General features: G+C 42.6%; 13 protein-coding genes and 1 pseudogene. 8 read left to right on the top strand and 6 right to left on the bottom strand.

Features of this window, described 5'->3' with window-relative positions; translation table 11 throughout:
- The first annotated feature begins 23 nt into the window (after positions 1 to 23).
- The 5 genes from ISR87_00695 (at position 24) to bamA (ending at position 8,303) form a co-directional block, all read left to right on the top strand.
- Positions 24 to 719 (top strand): hypothetical protein, encoded by a 696-nt coding sequence (locus ISR87_00695; protein MBL7023943.1) that lies wholly within the window; start codon positions 24 to 26, stop codon positions 717 to 719.
- A 12-nt stretch (positions 720 to 731) separates the two neighbouring features.
- Positions 732 to 1,700, top strand: coding sequence for a mechanosensitive ion channel (locus tag ISR87_00700; protein ID MBL7023944.1), 969 nt, complete (start codon positions 732 to 734; stop codon positions 1,698 to 1,700).
- Between the two features lie 14 nt (positions 1,701 to 1,714).
- Complete coding sequence (locus ISR87_00705; protein MBL7023945.1) at positions 1,715 to 2,092, top strand: hypothetical protein; 378 nt, start codon at positions 1,715 to 1,717, stop codon at positions 2,090 to 2,092.
- A 62-nt stretch (positions 2,093 to 2,154) separates the two neighbouring features.
- Positions 2,155 to 6,534: a translocation/assembly module TamB domain-containing protein gene (locus ISR87_00710; GenBank protein ID MBL7023946.1), complete on the top strand. Its 4,380-nt coding sequence runs from the start codon at positions 2,155 to 2,157 to the stop codon at positions 6,532 to 6,534.
- Positions 6,531 to 8,303: an outer membrane protein assembly factor BamA gene (gene bamA / locus ISR87_00715; GenBank protein ID MBL7023947.1), complete on the top strand. Its 1,773-nt coding sequence runs from the start codon at positions 6,531 to 6,533 to the stop codon at positions 8,301 to 8,303. Before ISR87_00710 ends, bamA begins: the two co-directional genes overlap by 4 nt.
- Before the next feature lie 200 nt (positions 8,304 to 8,503).
- Here bamA and ISR87_00720 read toward each other — a convergent pair whose 3' ends face one another.
- Together ISR87_00720 and corA are read right to left on the bottom strand one after the other, a co-directional pair.
- Positions 8,504 to 9,460 (bottom strand): calcium/sodium antiporter, encoded by a 957-nt coding sequence (locus ISR87_00720; GenBank protein ID MBL7023948.1) that lies wholly within the window; start codon positions 9,458 to 9,460, stop codon positions 8,504 to 8,506.
- Positions 9,451 to 10,509, bottom strand: a complete 1,059-nt coding sequence (gene corA, locus ISR87_00725; GenBank protein ID MBL7023949.1) for a magnesium/cobalt transporter CorA — start codon at positions 10,507 to 10,509, stop codon at positions 9,451 to 9,453. Before corA ends, ISR87_00720 begins: the two co-directional genes overlap by 10 nt.
- Positions 10,510 to 10,856: 347 nt before the next feature.
- On the opposite strand from corA, the gene ISR87_00730 reads away from it, so the two are divergent.
- Positions 10,857 to 11,390 carry a hypothetical protein gene (locus tag ISR87_00730; protein MBL7023950.1) on the top strand — a complete coding sequence of 178 codons (534 nt, stop codon included), beginning with the start codon at positions 10,857 to 10,859 and terminating at the stop codon, positions 11,388 to 11,390.
- On the opposite strand, the gene ISR87_00735 is transcribed toward ISR87_00730, so the two are convergent.
- Positions 11,387 to 12,025: a heme-binding protein gene (locus ISR87_00735; GenBank protein ID MBL7023951.1), complete on the bottom strand. Its 639-nt coding sequence runs from the start codon at positions 12,023 to 12,025 to the stop codon at positions 11,387 to 11,389. The genes ISR87_00730 and ISR87_00735 overlap by 4 nt on opposite strands.
- Before the next feature lie 5 nt (positions 12,026 to 12,030).
- Positions 12,031 to 13,227 (bottom strand): annotated as a pseudogene (locus tag ISR87_00740) (sodium:proton antiporter).
- A 209-nt stretch (positions 13,228 to 13,436) separates the two neighbouring features.
- On the opposite strand from ISR87_00740, the gene ISR87_00745 reads away from it, so the two are divergent.
- Together ISR87_00745 and ISR87_00750 are read left to right on the top strand one after the other, a co-directional pair.
- The gene (locus ISR87_00745) at positions 13,437 to 13,583 is read left to right on the top strand and encodes a hypothetical protein (protein ID MBL7023952.1); all 147 of its coding nucleotides are present in this window, start codon (positions 13,437 to 13,439) and stop codon (positions 13,581 to 13,583) included.
- A 65-nt stretch (positions 13,584 to 13,648) separates the two neighbouring features.
- Complete coding sequence (locus ISR87_00750) at positions 13,649 to 14,236, top strand: Hsp20/alpha crystallin family protein (GenBank protein MBL7023953.1); 588 nt, start codon at positions 13,649 to 13,651, stop codon at positions 14,234 to 14,236.
- Between the two features lie 79 nt (positions 14,237 to 14,315).
- Here the strand turns inward: ISR87_00750 and ISR87_00755 are convergent, their stop codons facing one another.
- Both ISR87_00755 and ISR87_00760 read right to left on the bottom strand, forming a co-directional pair.
- Positions 14,316 to 14,738: an Hsp20/alpha crystallin family protein gene (locus ISR87_00755; GenBank protein ID MBL7023954.1), complete on the bottom strand. Its 423-nt coding sequence runs from the start codon at positions 14,736 to 14,738 to the stop codon at positions 14,316 to 14,318.
- 256 nt (positions 14,739 to 14,994) lie between these two features.
- Complete coding sequence (locus tag ISR87_00760; protein MBL7023955.1) at positions 14,995 to 16,380, bottom strand: PAS domain S-box protein; 1,386 nt, start codon at positions 16,378 to 16,380, stop codon at positions 14,995 to 14,997.
- Positions 16,381 to 16,501 lie beyond the last annotated feature (121 nt).

Consider the following 16,501-nt stretch of genomic DNA (forward strand, 5'->3'; position numbering starts at 1 on the left):
TAATTGTAGAAAATATTCAAAACATGTTCTTAAGGTTTCCAGGTGGATTTGAAGCGCTTAAGCGGTTTTTATTGCTTATGGTTGAAACTTCTCAGAATGTATTCTGGGTGACTACCTGTGGGCTCTACAGCTGGTCATACTTTGACCGCATCTTGAATATACGGACATTTTTTCATGAGGTAATCACGCTCAGGGAGCTAGACGATGAGACGATTGAAAATGTGATTATGAAACGTCACCGGGTAAGTGGGTATCAACTCGAATTCGAGACACCAGCTAATTTTGATAAATCAACTCGTCTAAAACGTTCACTTTCCGAGTCTGCTCGGCAGGATGTGTTACGTAAGTCATTCTTTCAGCAGTTAAATCGACTGGCATCAGGAAACCTGACAGTAGCAATTCTATTTTGGCTAAAAGCGGTTCGAGAAATTAAAAGTGACCGTTTTCTAATCGCTCCCTTCATTGAATTTGATCCTTCTTTTCTGAGCCAGATGTCATCACCTGATCTGTTCACCTTTGCTGCATTTCTCCAACATGAAACACTTACACCTGCCCACCACGCCAAAATCTTCCATCAAGCAGAGGAAACCAGTGTCATGCAAATTTCAAAATTGGAGAGAAGTGGTATCCTGGTAAAAAAATCCAAGGGTTATCAAATCCACTATTTACTTTACCGACCAATGGTCAGAACCCTCAAACTGCACAATATCCTGCATTAGGTTATACATAAGATGAATTATAGAAAACTGCTATTTATCTTTCTTTGTTTTGGACTCGTTGCTACCCTGCTTTCCCAGGTGGATTCATCCACTATTAATCAGGGCGGTACTATTGATAATATGGAAAAATCGGCTGCTCCAGGAATGACACCCCTCAAGGTTGATCTCGTTCAACCTGAATGGTCTCTCTCAATAGAAAAGGTGGTCTGGGCTGTAATTGTTGCACTTTTGGGCTTTGGAATTATCAAATACTTGAGTCGTTTTCTAGAGAAATTAGGTGAAAGATGGATCAAATTTCGCCTGACGATTAAGGGCTTGGTTCCAATCATTAGGGTCCTCGGTTGGAGTATTATACTCTATGTAATAATTGTCGATCTCCTGGCGCCGCCCATCGCCACATTGGTTGCAGTTACCGCCTCGGCAGGAATTGCCGTTGGTTTTGCTTCTCAAGATATCCTCAAAAATATTTTCGGTGGAATTATGATTCTCTTCGATCGACCCTTTCAGGTTGGAGATAAAATCCAGGTCGGTAGCCATTATGGTGAGGTCATCGCCATCGGGTTAAGAACAGTTCGTATCGTTTCCCCCGATGATAGTACTGTTTCAATCCCCAATAGCGAAATTGTGAATAATTCTGTATCCAATTCAAACTCTGGTGAGCACTATTGTCAGGTTGTCTCGGAATTGTATCTACTCCCGGATATAGACATGATAAAAGTAAGAAGTCTAGCCTTTGAGGTAGCAGCCATGTCGCAATATATATATCTCAACAAACCCATTCAGGTCATCCTGAAAAATGAAATCCATCAGGGACAATCTTTGATTAAGCTGCGCTTGAAAGCATATGTATTGGATATTAGATATGAATTTGCATTTGCCAGTCAAATGACAGAGATATTGCTGAGCAACCTGGCCAAAGACAAGCTACCTTTCGCACCAGGCCCCTCTCGTAAAAATATTTTAACAACCCATCTCGATTGATGAAGGAGTTTAATATGAAAAAGACATTCTTTACACTATTGTTGTTTCAGGTCTTCACTGCCTGTTCAATCCTACCTTTTCTAGCGAGCCATGAACATATCGCTGGTGTTACGATCATGAGCATACAAGAAATAGAGACCAAAACGGGAGAGACTGTTCGTGAGATCAGAGGCGAAGTACCAACACCCTTTGAAACAAACGAAGAATGGATTCTGGCTCTCCAGACGATTAATAAACAGAAAAGAGTCGATGGGCTACCTATGGTTATCCTCATCTTCCTGCCAGATGAAAATTGGGAAACTGGTGTACCCTACGTCAGAGCAAAATACAAAAATAAAGGTCTCACATCACTCAAAGTAGATGGTGTTGCAGTATTGTTGAAAAAGCCATAATAGCGCGTAAATTCAATTTATTAGTGAATTCGCCTCAAATATGGTGAGATAGAAAAATCTGAGTGATACTTCGTAGAATTATTCTCGTCATAGGTCTTACTCTCAGCCTATTCATTGCTTTGTCTTTGAGCGTATTTCTGTACCTACGCTCATCTGCTGGCAACTACTACATTAAACAAAAACTAGAGGCAATTGCTTCTGAATATACCGCTACAAAATTTGTCGTTGGCAAGCTGGAGACAAACATACTTAACACAGTGACAGTTCAAGATGTTTCCTTCAGCGATCCTGCTACCGATTCCCTAATACTCCGATTTGAAAAGGGTCAATTGAATTTCAGTCTTATCAAGCTCCTGAGAAAAAACATTGATATCCGATATGTTGAGCTTCAAAATGCTGATATTAGCATCATGATTGATGCACTTGGCAGCCTAACTGTGCAGCCATTTGAAAGTGATGGAAGTTCTGAAAGCCATTGGACCATGGCGCTTCAGGATTTAAAACTCACAAATTCTCATATCATCTTTCAATATCCGTCCCTGGCATTAAACGAGGAATTTAGAGATGTTGATTTGAGGCTCATGAATGAGGGAGATGGCTACAAATTCACATCAACAGGCGCATGGAAAGTGTCTCAAGATCAAGATGAATCTCCAAAGATTTCAATACTGGGAACATTCAATTCACAATATATAGATATTACGTCGGGAATTATTCAGGAATCCAATTCAGAGATGGGTATTACTGGCAGATTCCAATATGATGTAGATGAGATTCCATTGGATTTAGCCGTGAACTTCCAGGGGAATCCGAATACTTATAGAAGGCTATTCTCCACCGTATTCGAAACTGATATTCCTCACACAGCTGGTGATATCACTGCTCGTTTTCAAGTGAGGGGCTCGGTTGAAGAACCCCTGGTTGAGTTTAGTTCAGAATTCGTGGGATTGTCTTTCTACGACATACCACCAAATGAAGGACTTCTTAAAGGAACCATAGATAAACAGATATTTACTATTGATACACTCAACACCATGATGATGGGTGTGACGGTCCAGGGTTCTGGTTGGATTAAATTCGACTCCCTGCTTCACCACAAATTCAAGGCTCATATCCCTGGAATTTCAGCGAGTCGTATTGGTAACTATTTTGACACCGATGAAATGATGGTATCTGGTAATTTATCAGTAGATCTAATGAGCGAGGGTCCTCTTCTCGCTCTTGATCAGATATCCCTGAACGGTTCCATAGAAGTGAGGGATAGTTATTGGCAAGGAAAATCAATTCCCGCTGTCCAGGGGCAAGTAAGTATGAGCGAGGGTCAGATTGATCTCAACCTGAGTCAGGGTGTGAATCGAATCGGATATCATGGGAAGATAGATTCAAGTCTTTTTTCAAAGGGAGCATTTGATTTCAGCTTTATTGAGATGGGTCCTCTGGCGGCATTAACACCCCTGGTGGGACTCAGAGGGCATAGTTCTGGTTCTGGCACAATGACAAAGGATTCCACAGCTTTAACCTGGCAGATTCAAGGGCAGGCAAGAGCTGTCAGCTATAAGGAAAACCTTCTTGATAAGGCCATGTTTGAGGTTAGCGGCAGCAATACCCAGTGGTTGATAAAAAAGAGTTCTTTTGAAGCTTCCCATCTGGATCTGCATAATTTGAATTATTGGTTTAAGCAGGAACAGCTACAGGGCAAGGCTCGGGTATCAGGAAAGCTTCGGGGATCTCTGGAAACACTCACCGGGAATGTAGATGCACAGGTTCATAATTTCGTTCTTAATGGCTACGCTGCTGATTCCCTGAAAATACAAATCTCTGCCAATCGTTCAATTCTCGATTTAAACAAAACCACCCTATTCATTGATGAGAATGTTGGAATAGTCTCAGGGACCTGGGCTATGGAGAAAGCACAGGGCAACTTTAGTCTTGATATCAATCAGATTCAAAATGCTAATTCCCGCAAAATGGGTCGATTAAACCTTAGCATGACATATCAACCCTCCTCCATGACGCTTGAGTCCAAAATCCAATATTTAGATCTCAGTATCATGAAGTTATTCTCAACTGAGCTGGAATCACTGTCCGGCATTCTTTCGGGATCATTAAGCCTTCAACAGATTGATTTGGCACTAAAAACAGAATTTTCAACGGTAGTACTCCAACCCAGGTGGAAAGATGATGGGGTAGACCGTCTTGAGCTAACAGGTGGTCTTGATGGCGTTTCATTTATTATTGAAACCTTACATATGAAACAAGGAAACTCTCGAATCCAGGCAAATATCATGGGAAAATTGAAGGCCAATTCATTGGAGGTGGATCTTAGAAAACCTCTTGATGGATCTATCTCATGGGAGAGCTTCAATCTGGCTTTGGCCAATCCATATCTCTCAAATCAAATTTTGATAGAAGGTCTTACGACTGGGAATCTCAGATTCACAGGTAAACTGAAGCAGCCCCAATTGACGGGATTTGTTCGGGTTAAAAATTTGGATCTGGTTGCTCCAGATGATTGGAAACTTTTCGCCAGTTCAATGGAGTTGATATTTAAGGGGAACCAAGTCCAAATACCTCTCAAAAAGTATCTAATTAATGATACAGAAATCGGTCTCTCAGGTGCTTTTGTGCAAAACGGCATTAAAGATTTTGGCGTGACCATTGGTGTTAAACAAGAGGGACGTGGCGCTGGTAATTTATCGCTGAATATGATGGGTAAGGAAGTAAATCATACACTTACCCTCCAGGCATTAGATTTGAGCACATTGAGCCCCTTTCTTCAGGGCGCTGATAAGATCACTGGTATAGTTTCAGGGTCGCTGCGAATGCATGGCCTCTCAGATAATCCTGAATTGGATGGTCGGCTTACCTTGATACAAGGGTCCTACAATACAGGAGAAGCAAACTCCTTCCTGAATAAGTTTGAAATAAGTTGTGACTTCAGAAACCCGATTTTCCAGATTGAATCTGCCAGTGGCACAGTCAACGACATTCCTTTTCACCTTCAAGGTCAGGTAAAGCATAAGAACTGGCGAGAGTTCACGCTAAACCAACACCTTGAATTATATGGCAAGGAGTCACTCGTGGTTGGTGGATCGATCTCATCAACAGCACTTGCCTTGCGACTAGGTGTCGATGATCTGGATATTGCTATTTTGCAGACTTTTATCCCCTATATACAGGAACTCAAGGGTAGAGCCCAGGCCGAGCTGATCATAGAAGGAGAGCCCTCTGCTCCCCTAGTTACAGGCTATTTGTCTGCAAAGGTTGATCGTATAAAAAGTTCATACCTTACATCACCCCTCAAAAATGGTTCAATTTCAGTCAGGAGTTCAGGTAGAACTGTGATGCTGGAGTCCCTTCATATCTCTCAAGGGACAACGGGATTCATAAGTGCGTCAGGCAATGTGACAATGAATCCAGATACACCACCAACATTTAATCTCCAAACTGCAGTACAAGACATGAGCTTTAAACAGGACAGGACGCTGCAGGTTAAGGTGCAAGCGGCAGATCTGAGTTACATCACAAAGGCAGAGACGAATCTTTTATCTGGGAGTGTTCTGCTTGGTCCAACTCAATATCGGAAACGATTCTCCCCCCAGGATTTGATTTCAGCCTCAAAGAGCATCACTCGAAATAGTGGCCAAACTCCTCAATTCATACAAGACACAAAAGTTCAACTCCGCTTTAAGGATAAAGAGCAAATTGTTGTGAATAACAATCTTGCGAATCTAAAGCTGCGTCTTGATATGAGTGCAATAGGCAGTTTGCAAGACCCTACTTTACTCGGGCGAATACAGGTCACAGAGGGATATATCCTCTATCTGGATAGACGCTTTGCGGTTACAGAAGGAACCCTGGATTTTGCTACACCTGACCGGATCAATCCAACGGTTCAACTTAAAGCGATGACCGAAATGAAGGGTTACCAGACCCGATCTAAAAAGAATTACAAGATTTACCTGGAATTAAGTGGTCCCCTTGATGCTGCAACCTTCATTCTTCGCTCAACACCCGAGTTGGACGCCCCAAATATCCTTGCTTTGCTCACCATGGGAGCCACTCGAGAAGATCTAGTGTCAAGCAATCCTAATATGGATGGTGCTGCGGTAACAAAAGCAGTGCAAGCCAGATTGGAGGACTATTCGAGCCAGCGAATATCCGCTTACACTTCTGAACGTCTTGGAAGCCTGATGCACCTGGATGATATGAGTATTGAAGGCAATCTTTTTGATTTTGGTGAGAACTGGGGACCCCAGCTCCTGGCTTCAAAAAAACTCACAGAAAAAACGACATTGACCTATAAGACAACTGTTGGCCACAGCACTGATCAATCTGTCCAGTTGAATTACAAGATTAATGATGTAATCTCAGTTGAGGGGCAAACCGATCAACAAGGCCGCTCAGGTCTGGATTTGAAAGTGGGTTGGCGCTTTAAATGAGATTTCGACTTTTCGCAATACTGCTCATTTTCTTGTTTAGCTCAGGCATTGCTGCATCCAAAAAAGATGTAATTAAAGTTAAAAAAGTCGTGTTTGAGGGTAATTCAGAAATCAGTAGCCAGACACTTCTCAAGGTCATACTTATGAAACCTTCGCGTTTATTTAATCCTGTGGTTTTTCAGGAAGCCATTTTGCTTGATGACCTGGACGCACTCGGCACGTACTATAATCGGCAAGGGTTTCTAAATGCAGAAATTCTTGATCCTGTCATCACCATTGACTCAACCAAGCGTAAAGTTGAAATATCAATTCCAATTGAGGAAGGCGCCAGAGCACGGATTGAAGACCTTAGCTTTCTTGGGAACGATACCTACTCAGATTCAACCCTTCTGCGGGTTTCAGCACTTGAACCGGGCACGCCTCTGATTGCAGCCCAGATTGAGAAGGCCACTTTGAAACTTCTCAGATTTTACGCTGATCGTGGTTATCTGGAAGCCTCAGTAAAACCTGCCTCGCGCCTGAATGATGTAAAGGATAAAGCTTTTGTAGATATTGTCATTGTAGAGCATTCTCAATATGCAATTGGGGCTGTCGAAATAGATGGCAACGACAAAACGAAATCGAATGTGATCCATCGAGAATTGGATTTTACAACTGAAGAGATCGCGAATTATTCTCGGATTTTGAGCAGCCAGAAAAACCTTTACCTTACCGGATTGTTTGAAAGGGTGTATCTTCAGCCAATACCAAATACTTCAGACAGCACGCTTCGGGATATCCATATAGAACTGAAAGAAGTGCAGGCTGGCGAGCTGAATTTCTCGGCTGGCTACGGATCAATCGATAGGTTCAGAGTTAAAGTCCAGTTTTACCAGGCCAACCTCCGAGGAACTGCCATGAAAATTGGCCTCAGCACACAATTCAGTTCCATACAACGAGGAATAGAAGCCCAGTTCACAAATCCAAGAATTCGTGGTTCACGTTGGCGTCTTGACGTAACTCAAGGTCTGGAAAAGCATTTCCAACCCAGTTTTGATCTTAACCGAATTGCATCAAAGGTCGCGCTGCAAAAGAAACTTGATAGACGTCTTTCAATCACACTTTCCCAGAGAAATGAATTGAACACACTTTCCAACGTATTAGTAGATACCCTTGATGGTGCGCTGGCTGCAGATGTTCACAGTCTCCGTGGACGACTCACTTGGGATACTCGTGATAATTTATTTAATCCCACATCAGGTATCCTCATCGATTGGCTCAATGAAATTGCCGGTGGACCCGTTTCCAGTTCCAATGCCTTTTTCAAATCAAATTTGCGTGTGACGTATCAGATGCATACTTTCAAAAACAGCGTTTTAGCATCATCATTAGAAGTCGGATCGGTTTCCTCCTATGGCGGGAATTATCGCATTTCTCTGCAGGAAAGATTTTACGCGGGAGGCCCAAATTCTCTCAGGGGTTTTGCATATCAAAGTGTTGGGCCGCTGGATGCCAGCAATAATCCTCAGGGTGGTTTTGTACAAATTATCTGGAATGTAGTAGAATTACGGGTTCCCGTCTATAAATCACTCCAGGCAGCATGCTTTGTTGATGCAGGTAATGTGTGGCGTCATCACACTGAGATTAGCGGATCAAAATTGAGGCAGGATATTGGTCTGGGATTGCATTACATCACACCCATCGGAGTTATTCGACTTGAAACCGCTTTTCCAATAAATGATGAGGTTACAGACCCTCGCATATTTTTTAGTATGGGGTATGGCTTTTGACCTTCTTGTAGTTATCACCTTAATTAGTGTCTGTCTTTAAACTCTTCTTTCACAACGAAACTAACGAAATCTACGAAAACATTTAATGCTAATTCGTAATGTTCGTCAAACCTGTCTATCGAAACCCTTAGGTGTAGATAGATTCGTTGTAAAAACTGTGATAGCATCTGTTTGACACTGGCTTTATGGACAGACACTAATTATTGTAAGATTAAATAGCCCATATAGGTAATCCAAAGCACCAGAAACAGCCCTCCCTTTGCACGACCAATTACACGAGTTTTTCCCATAAACATTATCGTAAAGAGCAAGGTTGTTGCAAGTAACATCATCCCAAAATCAAGATTCAGGATGGTTGAAAATGGTAAGGGCGCAATGAGGGATGAGATTCCTAAAACCAGAAAGATATTAAAGATATTGGAGCCCACAATATTACCGATTGCGATATCAGATTCACCCCGATAAGCAGCCATGGCCGAGGTTGTCAATTCAGGAAGAGAGGTACCCACTGCGATTACAGTGAGGCCAATCACCCGCTCGGAGATTCCTAAAGTTTGAGCAATTTCAACACCATTCACGACGACGAGCCTACTTCCCAGAATCAGTCCTATTAATCCAATCCCGATGTATGCTAAGATACGCACAAGAGTCATTTCTGTGATTTTGTACTCATCCTGCAACTGGGTCTGAGTCATCCCGAAGACGTAGGTGAGAAAAATGGCAAAGAATAGGAGCAAAATGATCCCGTCCCCTCTTGATAATTGATCGGGTGAATTGGACAGTATAGTGTCATTGCTTAAAACAATGACGGCTATCACTGCAATCAAAGCGAATGGAATTTCACGCCATACCGTATTCCTTTGAGTACTAAGCGGGTGAATAATTCCTGATATTCCTAAAATTAACAGAATATTGTGGATATTGCTGCCGATGATATTCCCATAGGTGAGATTCACCTCTCCTCGCAAAACAGCAAAGATGTTGACCACCAGCTCTGGAGTTGAAGTACCGAAAGCAACTACGGTTAACCCAATAATCATTGGAGAAATGGATAAACGATGAGCTAAAGAACTCGCTCCTTCAACGAAATAATCTGCCCCCTTTATCAGGGCCCCAAGTCCTAGCGTCAGTAATAATAACTGAAAGATTAAAGCCATTTACTCCTCTTAAAAAATATCAACATGCCAATAAATATTACTCCCATAGACCCCAGAAGCGTGGGATAGGCATATTTCCACCCGAGTTCTGGCATATAGGTAAAATTCATACCATAGATACCAGCAATAAAGGTCAGGGGAATGAAGATGGTGGCAATGATGGTCAATACTTTCATCACCTGATTCATGCGGTTCGACATATTAGACATGAAAGATTCCATGAGGCCATCCAATAGACTGCGGTTTGATTCGATGGAATCAATGACATAAAGCAGGTGGTCATGTACATCGCTGAAATATTTATTGGTGCCTGGGTCCAGAAGTTTTGAATCAGTATTCTGCATAAAGCTAATCGCCTCGCGCAAAGGAGTGATGGTTCTCCGGAGAAATAATAGCTGCTTCTTCAACCGAAGAATTAATGCAACATCGTCTTGAGTGGGGTTGAATTGAATATCGGTTTCAAGTTTATCAATGTAAGTATCATATGATTCGAGAAAACTGAAGTAGCTATCCACAACAGCATCGATGAGTGCATAAACCAGATAATCCGTCTGCTTGCCCCTGATGCGTCCTTTGGCCGTCTCGATCCGAGTTCGCACGGGATCAAAAATGTCATGTGGTGTCTCCTGGAAGGAGATGACATAGGATGGACCCAAAACAATACTTACCTGCTCGGATCCAAGGCTCATTGTCTCTTCGTTGAAAGTCAGCATCTTAAAGGTAAAATAGAGCTGTTTCTCATGATCCTCAACCTTGGGACGATGGGCAGTATTGACTATATCCTCAAGCAGCAAGGGGTGTAACTCATAAATTTCACCAATATGACGGATGAGGTCCATATCATGGACACCATCAACGTTGATCCAGGATACTGTATCAGCTTTTTTAAATGATCCGATATCCTTGATATCCGGAATAATTTTCTCATCAAGCACGTCACGATTATAATCAATGACTCTTATTTGGATATCATGCTCTTTCTTGTTGCCAACATAGATGAGTGTGCCTGGGGGTAGCCCCGTGGGTTTGGAAAGATTTTTCTCAATCATACTTTTATTTCTCCAAAGAAATTGTAATGCTTTGAATCAGGTGTTTGGCCCGAACTCGTTTATATCCATCTGGAAATCAGCGTTGTCCGTAATGCTTAATGTTAATGTTTATTTGAGCGAGACCAAAAAGAATCGTGTTGGGTAAGGTGGGATAAACCTGTTTGTGGTCGCGGCCAAATTTGTGAAGCTGAGACGAAATCCGAGTCCCCTCGTTTTTCCTGAATCATTGTCCTTGATCAAAGTATTAGTATCTTTTCTCTACGTCCATATTCGATCTCTGTTTCCCAATCTGAGCCTCTACCTCAATGTTTCAAACCTGCATAGTCAACTAATCCGAGGGGGTATTAATGAAATTATATGATGGCGTTCCATTTCCCAGGCTCTGGAAATCGATCTGGAAAGTTATTGTCACCTCTTACCACCACAAAATTGCCACACTGCTCTTCATATTGCTTTTGGGCATAGCATATTTTGAGGGTCTTACAAAAGGCTATTATAGGGGCCACTCTGAAGCACAGGGTACGGAAGCCGTTATGGTGGCTGACTTATCTCATATCTTATTACTCAGATTGGCTAAAGGTGAGTTTGAAGAGGCCGAAAACACTGCTAATCTCCTGCTGGATGGTAGCCTACGAAGAATGTATTCCCATGATGGGATACCTGATTTGCCATGGTATATTCAACTTGATTATTTACGACATCAACTTGGCCTACGCCATCACGACTCAAGCGCTTATGATTATAGGCTTAAGAGGTTGGCCCAGTTTCGATCAAAACACCCTACAGAATATTTCAATAATCACGAAAAGTTAAATTTATGGCTCATGTCCTACCTGCCTGGCGATAGCACGAGCCAGCAACAGGGGATGCCCACACGTTAGGGGTTCACCTCAGGGGCTATAACTGGGATCTGAACCTCATTCCTACGTAAAAACCAGGGTGTGAAAGGTGCATTAAAGCGGGCCCAAATTGCTGGTCCCGCTGGTTCTAAACCCTGGGCAGCAATCCAGGATTCAAGCTTGGCCTTGTGTTTGGAATACCCTTTTTCACTCCAAAATCCAGAATACCTGATGGTGGCTACCCGCCGTCCGGAAACCTCCCGTATTTGGACTCTATTATCTTCAGGCGTGGGAATAGTTTCAAGTGTGAAATGTTGGGGCATCATAAAACTTATAGCCCATGAGTTTTGATTGCGTTCCTGAGAGACTGGGGTGGTCATTTTAATCTCTTCATTTCCAACTTCCTGGGATACCGGGCTGGTCATGGACACCTTGGTCTGAGACCGATTGGCGCCTGAGATATAATTAAAGAGTGGACGAAAAGCCATGCTTGAAGCGCCTTCCATGCTACCTTCAATATTGATTTCGGCCAGCAGATAGGATTCATAATCGCGGATCTCAAATTGCCCATCTTTCTGAACAACCGTATATTTTGCTTCTTCGATGGCCATGAGTGTTTCTCCTGTTATGAGGGTCAGCAAAACGGCAAGACCGATCACGCCTCTTTTATACTTCATTATCACTACCCCGCCTTTGGTACTGAATTGATCAATGCTTTAACAATCCAGATAAAGACACCAGTGAGCAGTAGATTAACTGAAAGACTCAAAGCAGCCACAGTCACCATTGAACCACCAATGCCATAGCCAAGCGCTAAGACCAGAATACCGGCACCAACCTCACCACGCGGCCACATACCAACTGCAAGCGCCAAGCGTTCTTTCCAGTGGGCTTCGCGCTTATAGACAAAGGCTGGGAACATCTTACCCGCATTTGAGATTATGGTGACCATTAATACATGAAAGGCGATCATCCCAGCACTGAGCTGAGGTCCTGAGCTGGCGAGCTCACTGCTAAAAATTAGAGGCATATTCAGTCCAACCAGAAAAATGAAAATGGCAGATATGATGGAGGCAGCTTTTTGCTCCTCTGGACTTTCCGGTCCTTCAAGGTGACCTTCCCTATCGTCATCAAGGTGGGGATTTGTCCCCTCTGGACGTTTCATCATGGTTCCAAGTACAAAGGCTGGCAAAAGAATCTCGATATGTATGGGAACTTGCTGATCAATGAGTTTGCTGGAGAGGTAAATGACTTCTGATATGCCGACAATTACAACAGCATAACCCAATACCCACGGCCAGGAAATGGGTATTGACCAACGGTGAAGGTAGGTCTAGGCCATATAAATTAGGGTTACCATAATGACTACAACGATACCCCCTTGCCAGGAGGCGCCCACCATGAGTATTCCCAGGGGAATCATGAGCAATACCGTATCCAGGTCATCAAAGATAGCTAGCACGCGGGCTTTTCTAAACAGCCAGGTTGAGCTGAGACCGGCAGTAGCTAACATGGAAAATAGAACCCCAGCAGAGGTTGGCGCAGCAAATCGTGAGATGACCAGCGCTGGTTTCCAATCCTCCCAACTTGTGGCACCCTCAGGACCCAGGACATATACGAAATAGATGGCAACAAATATCCAGGGGAAGGCGGCGGCTGTCATGGCAACCACATAGTCCCAGCCATAGCTTTTGAGATTTGATTTATCCAATTCAAATTCGTAGCCAACATGGATCATGATAAATGCCAGACCAATCAGTGTGAAAACCGTGACCAGCTCAGAAATAGTGTGGTATGAGTCTCCAAACATTCCTGGGAGCAGTTGGGAACCCATGAGGCCAACTGTGAGGAGGATGGAGAAGAGGAGTACTTTTTTCATGGAGTTAATTTCCTGTATTGTGTGTAAAATTCATGGGTGAATAATTTTATGGATATACATCATACGAATAATATGCTGCAGCCAGACTAGAGGTACCAGTAGCAATGATGACATGTTGTTGTTTGGGGTAAATACGGCCTCCTCTTATTCTGTGCAGTTTTCGTTCCCACCAGCATAATAAGATGAATTTTTCCTCAGGCAACACATAAATGCGCGTTTTGCACGTTATGATATTTTCTAAGGTTTTCTATGAAACAGATCTCTGGACAGAAATAGGCGAATTTTTCGATTCTGCTGCTGCTAAGCCCACAGTTGCAGACGAAAATCTGGTATCATTTTTTGGGAACCCCATCTAAGATCAAGCGTATCTATGATGGTTTTTGTATGACGTTTGTTGAACTAAAATGAATGGAGGTGTTCTATGAAACAGAACAAACTCATGCTCATTGCTGGTTTAATACTCGTGCTGGCAGTGGTCATCGAAGGCTTCTATATCTTCGACCTTAGAAATCAGATCAATAATAAGATCCTGACAAACTCTGATTCTATTAGATCCCAGGCCTTAAAGCATAACTGGTTTGATGAAGAGAACAATCAACTCTTTGATGTTTTCAAAGACTTCGACGAAATGCAGCGAGAAATGGATCAACTTTTCGGTCGCTTCTCCCTCAATAACCGTGGAAACCCCTACTTTGATAATGTTTTTGGAGAGTTTTCCTCTTCACCTGCTATGGATTTTATTGAGGAGCAAGATCAATATGTGATTAGAGTTGATCTTCCTGGAGCAGAGGACAACTCAATTGATATTCGTGTCGATAATGGTCGACTCACCCTTTCTGCGAAAACCATCCAGCATAAAGATGAAGACAAATCCAATTATAAACGCAGTGAACGTTTCTCTGGCAAACTCCAACGAACCCTAAGCCTCCCACCCGATGCGAATTCTGAAGAAATGACAACGACAATGGAAAATGGAGTTTTAAAAATTACGATTCCCAAAATAATGTAGTTTCATTATCCTCCGCTAGAGAAAAACAGAAGGGATCCGAAAAGGACCCCTTCATAATTATGCATGGCAATGCGAAATCTTACTTAACCTTGACGTCGATCTCCCGGGGCAAAGCTTCCTTCATTTTGGAAATTGAGATATTCAATATACCCTCAGAGTAGTTTGCGTTGACTTTCTCCGCATCGACATTCTCAGGCAGATACAGTGAGCGTTCAAAGGTACCAAATGCAATCTCGCGATAGAGGTACCCCCCTTTCCGCACAGTTTCTTCGTCGTGTACTCCCTTAATGGTTAACGTTTTATTGTTTAGAGACACATGAATCTGTTCTTTCTTGAAACCAGGCATAGAAAAACTGATCTCATACCCTGTATCTGTCTCAAAAGCATCCATCGCTGGACGCCATGTGTCCTTAGTTGAGTGGACCGGTTCATCGAAGTAAGATCGGAACATGTCATCAACTAAGCTGGGTAGTCTGGGTTTAGCAACTTTGATTAAAGTCATGATTAACCTCCTTCATCCTTTATATGTTTAAAAATCTACACAAAAAGGTGTTTCTAAATCCGTGCCAATACTAAAATTAAGTCATAAAATCATATACCAAGAAAAGGAGTTTGTCAGAATGGCATAATCAATAAAGGAAGCGTTAATAATTTAGCATATTTTTTTCAAGTCTGTCAGAATGACGTTTTGACAATCTTGTCAAACCATTGTAAGATTATTGTGGAAAACTCTTTATGAGACTAGGGTTAATCGAGAATTATTTAAGCGGCAGCTTAATATAGAAAATATTGCCCTGCGGTTCATTAGGCCTGACACCAACCTCGCCTCCCAGAGACTCGGCGATATACTTGACAATTGCCAGTCCAAGACCTCGTCCGCGCTTCTGACCCTCTTCAAGCTGCACGCTCCGGACAAATATTTTGTCTCGCAACTCTACCTTTATGGTTTCTCCATTGTCAGCAAAGTTTAGGGTGTTCCATCCATCTTCCATGGTGTGATATATTTTAAGCTGGTTGCCGGCCGTGGCGTATTTTGCAGCATTGCTTAGATAATTTGTAAGCACCTCCTCAACAACTGGATGAGCTAAAATTGTAAGGTCGTTATGGATCTCGTTTATTACTTCAATTCCAGCTTTTTCGAAACTGGGCTGGAAGGTTCTGATTACCGATTTGAGAAGCTCAGAGATATTGAGTTGATGTTTTTCAAGGCTCTCATGCATGGCAACTTTACTGAGCGTGGTGGCATTATTGAGCACCTGCAGCAATCTTTCTGTGCTGTCAGACAGGAGTTGAATTTTCTCATCTTCTGCATCATCCATGGCCAGTAATTCTGTCATACCCTGAATAACCCCAACTGGATTTTTAATATCATGGGTGATAATATCAAGCAGCAGGTCTTTTAAGGTGTTTGATTGTGCCAGCTCATTCGAAAGGTTTCGATGTTTTGTCTCGGAGGCTTCCAGGGCGGCGCGGGCTTCTTTTAGTTTACGAAAATCTTTTCCAACAATGATGAATCCATCGAGGCTGCCATTTAAATTGTGTACTTCAGATACAGAAAACAAGACAGGGATCAAATCATCCGATTTGGAACGATATTGGGTCTCTTCGTTTTGGATTTTTATTGGAACAATCTCCTGTCGTTGTCCCAGATTGAGATCATGATTTTCACCTAGAATCTTACTCATCGGTGCACCTATGAGATCAGATTCTGAATACCCCAACAGGTCCAGAGTTGCAGCATTTACAGTGGTAATGAGGGATTCAGCATCCAGCTGTACCACAATGAGGGAATCTGCCATTGATTGGACAATATTTTCAACATATTCCTTTGAGACAGCGGTGTCGAAAAGCTCCTTAATAGTACGGTACCCATTCACCTCGACCAACCAGACAAAGATGGAGCCCAGGAGTAAAATAATACCGATTATGATTGATAAATCTGGAGCTACGCTACCGGATAGTTTCAACAGGGCAATGAAGTAGGCCAGGATGAAGAAAACCATGAGGGCCAAGTGTATTTGCCAACTGCGTTCAAATTTGTTGCCTTTTATGAGAGCCAGCAGACGCCGTGTTTTTAATATGGCAAATAAGAGGAACACAATACCGGTAGATATCAACAGGGTGGCAATCAAATCGGCCTGCATGAGGCACACTCCTTCATTGGATATATTTCAGATTGATCTACCGGCAAGTTAAGACCGCTCCCAGGTCGTTCAACTCATAAACTAAATGTATATAGAGCTACAGTCTGCTCAGATATCTGAA

Source organism: Candidatus Neomarinimicrobiota bacterium, from assembly GCA_016784545.1.
GTDB lineage: Bacteria > Fidelibacterota > UBA8477 > UBA8477 > JABMPR01 > JABMPR01.

What these genes read in the sequence shown, in the direction of transcription:
- ISR87_00720 (MBL7023948.1), bottom strand. Translation starts at nt 9,460, where the DNA reads ATGGCTTTAATCTTTCAGTTATTATTACTGACGCTAGGACTTGGGGCC.
- bamA (MBL7023947.1), top strand. Translation starts at nt 6,531, where the DNA reads ATGAGATTTCGACTTTTCGCAATACTGCTCATTTTCTTGTTTAGCTCA.
- ISR87_00730 (MBL7023950.1), top strand. Translation starts at nt 10,857, where the DNA reads ATGAAATTATATGATGGCGTTCCATTTCCCAGGCTCTGGAAATCGATC.
- ISR87_00695 (MBL7023943.1), top strand. Translation starts at nt 24, where the DNA reads ATGTTCTTAAGGTTTCCAGGTGGATTTGAAGCGCTTAAGCGGTTTTTA.
- ISR87_00745 (MBL7023952.1), top strand. Translation starts at nt 13,437, where the DNA reads ATGCGCGTTTTGCACGTTATGATATTTTCTAAGGTTTTCTATGAAACA.
- corA (MBL7023949.1), bottom strand. Translation starts at nt 10,509, where the DNA reads ATGATTGAGAAAAATCTTTCCAAACCCACGGGGCTACCCCCAGGCACA.
- ISR87_00700 (MBL7023944.1), top strand. Translation starts at nt 732, where the DNA reads ATGAATTATAGAAAACTGCTATTTATCTTTCTTTGTTTTGGACTCGTT.
- ISR87_00755 (MBL7023954.1), bottom strand. Translation starts at nt 14,738, where the DNA reads ATGACTTTAATCAAAGTTGCTAAACCCAGACTACCCAGCTTAGTTGAT.
- ISR87_00760 (MBL7023955.1), bottom strand. Translation starts at nt 16,380, where the DNA reads ATGCAGGCCGATTTGATTGCCACCCTGTTGATATCTACCGGTATTGTG.
- ISR87_00735 (MBL7023951.1), bottom strand. Translation starts at nt 12,025, where the DNA reads ATGAAGTATAAAAGAGGCGTGATCGGTCTTGCCGTTTTGCTGACCCTC.
- ISR87_00750 (MBL7023953.1), top strand. Translation starts at nt 13,649, where the DNA reads ATGAAACAGAACAAACTCATGCTCATTGCTGGTTTAATACTCGTGCTG.
- ISR87_00705 (MBL7023945.1), top strand. Translation starts at nt 1,715, where the DNA reads ATGAAAAAGACATTCTTTACACTATTGTTGTTTCAGGTCTTCACTGCC.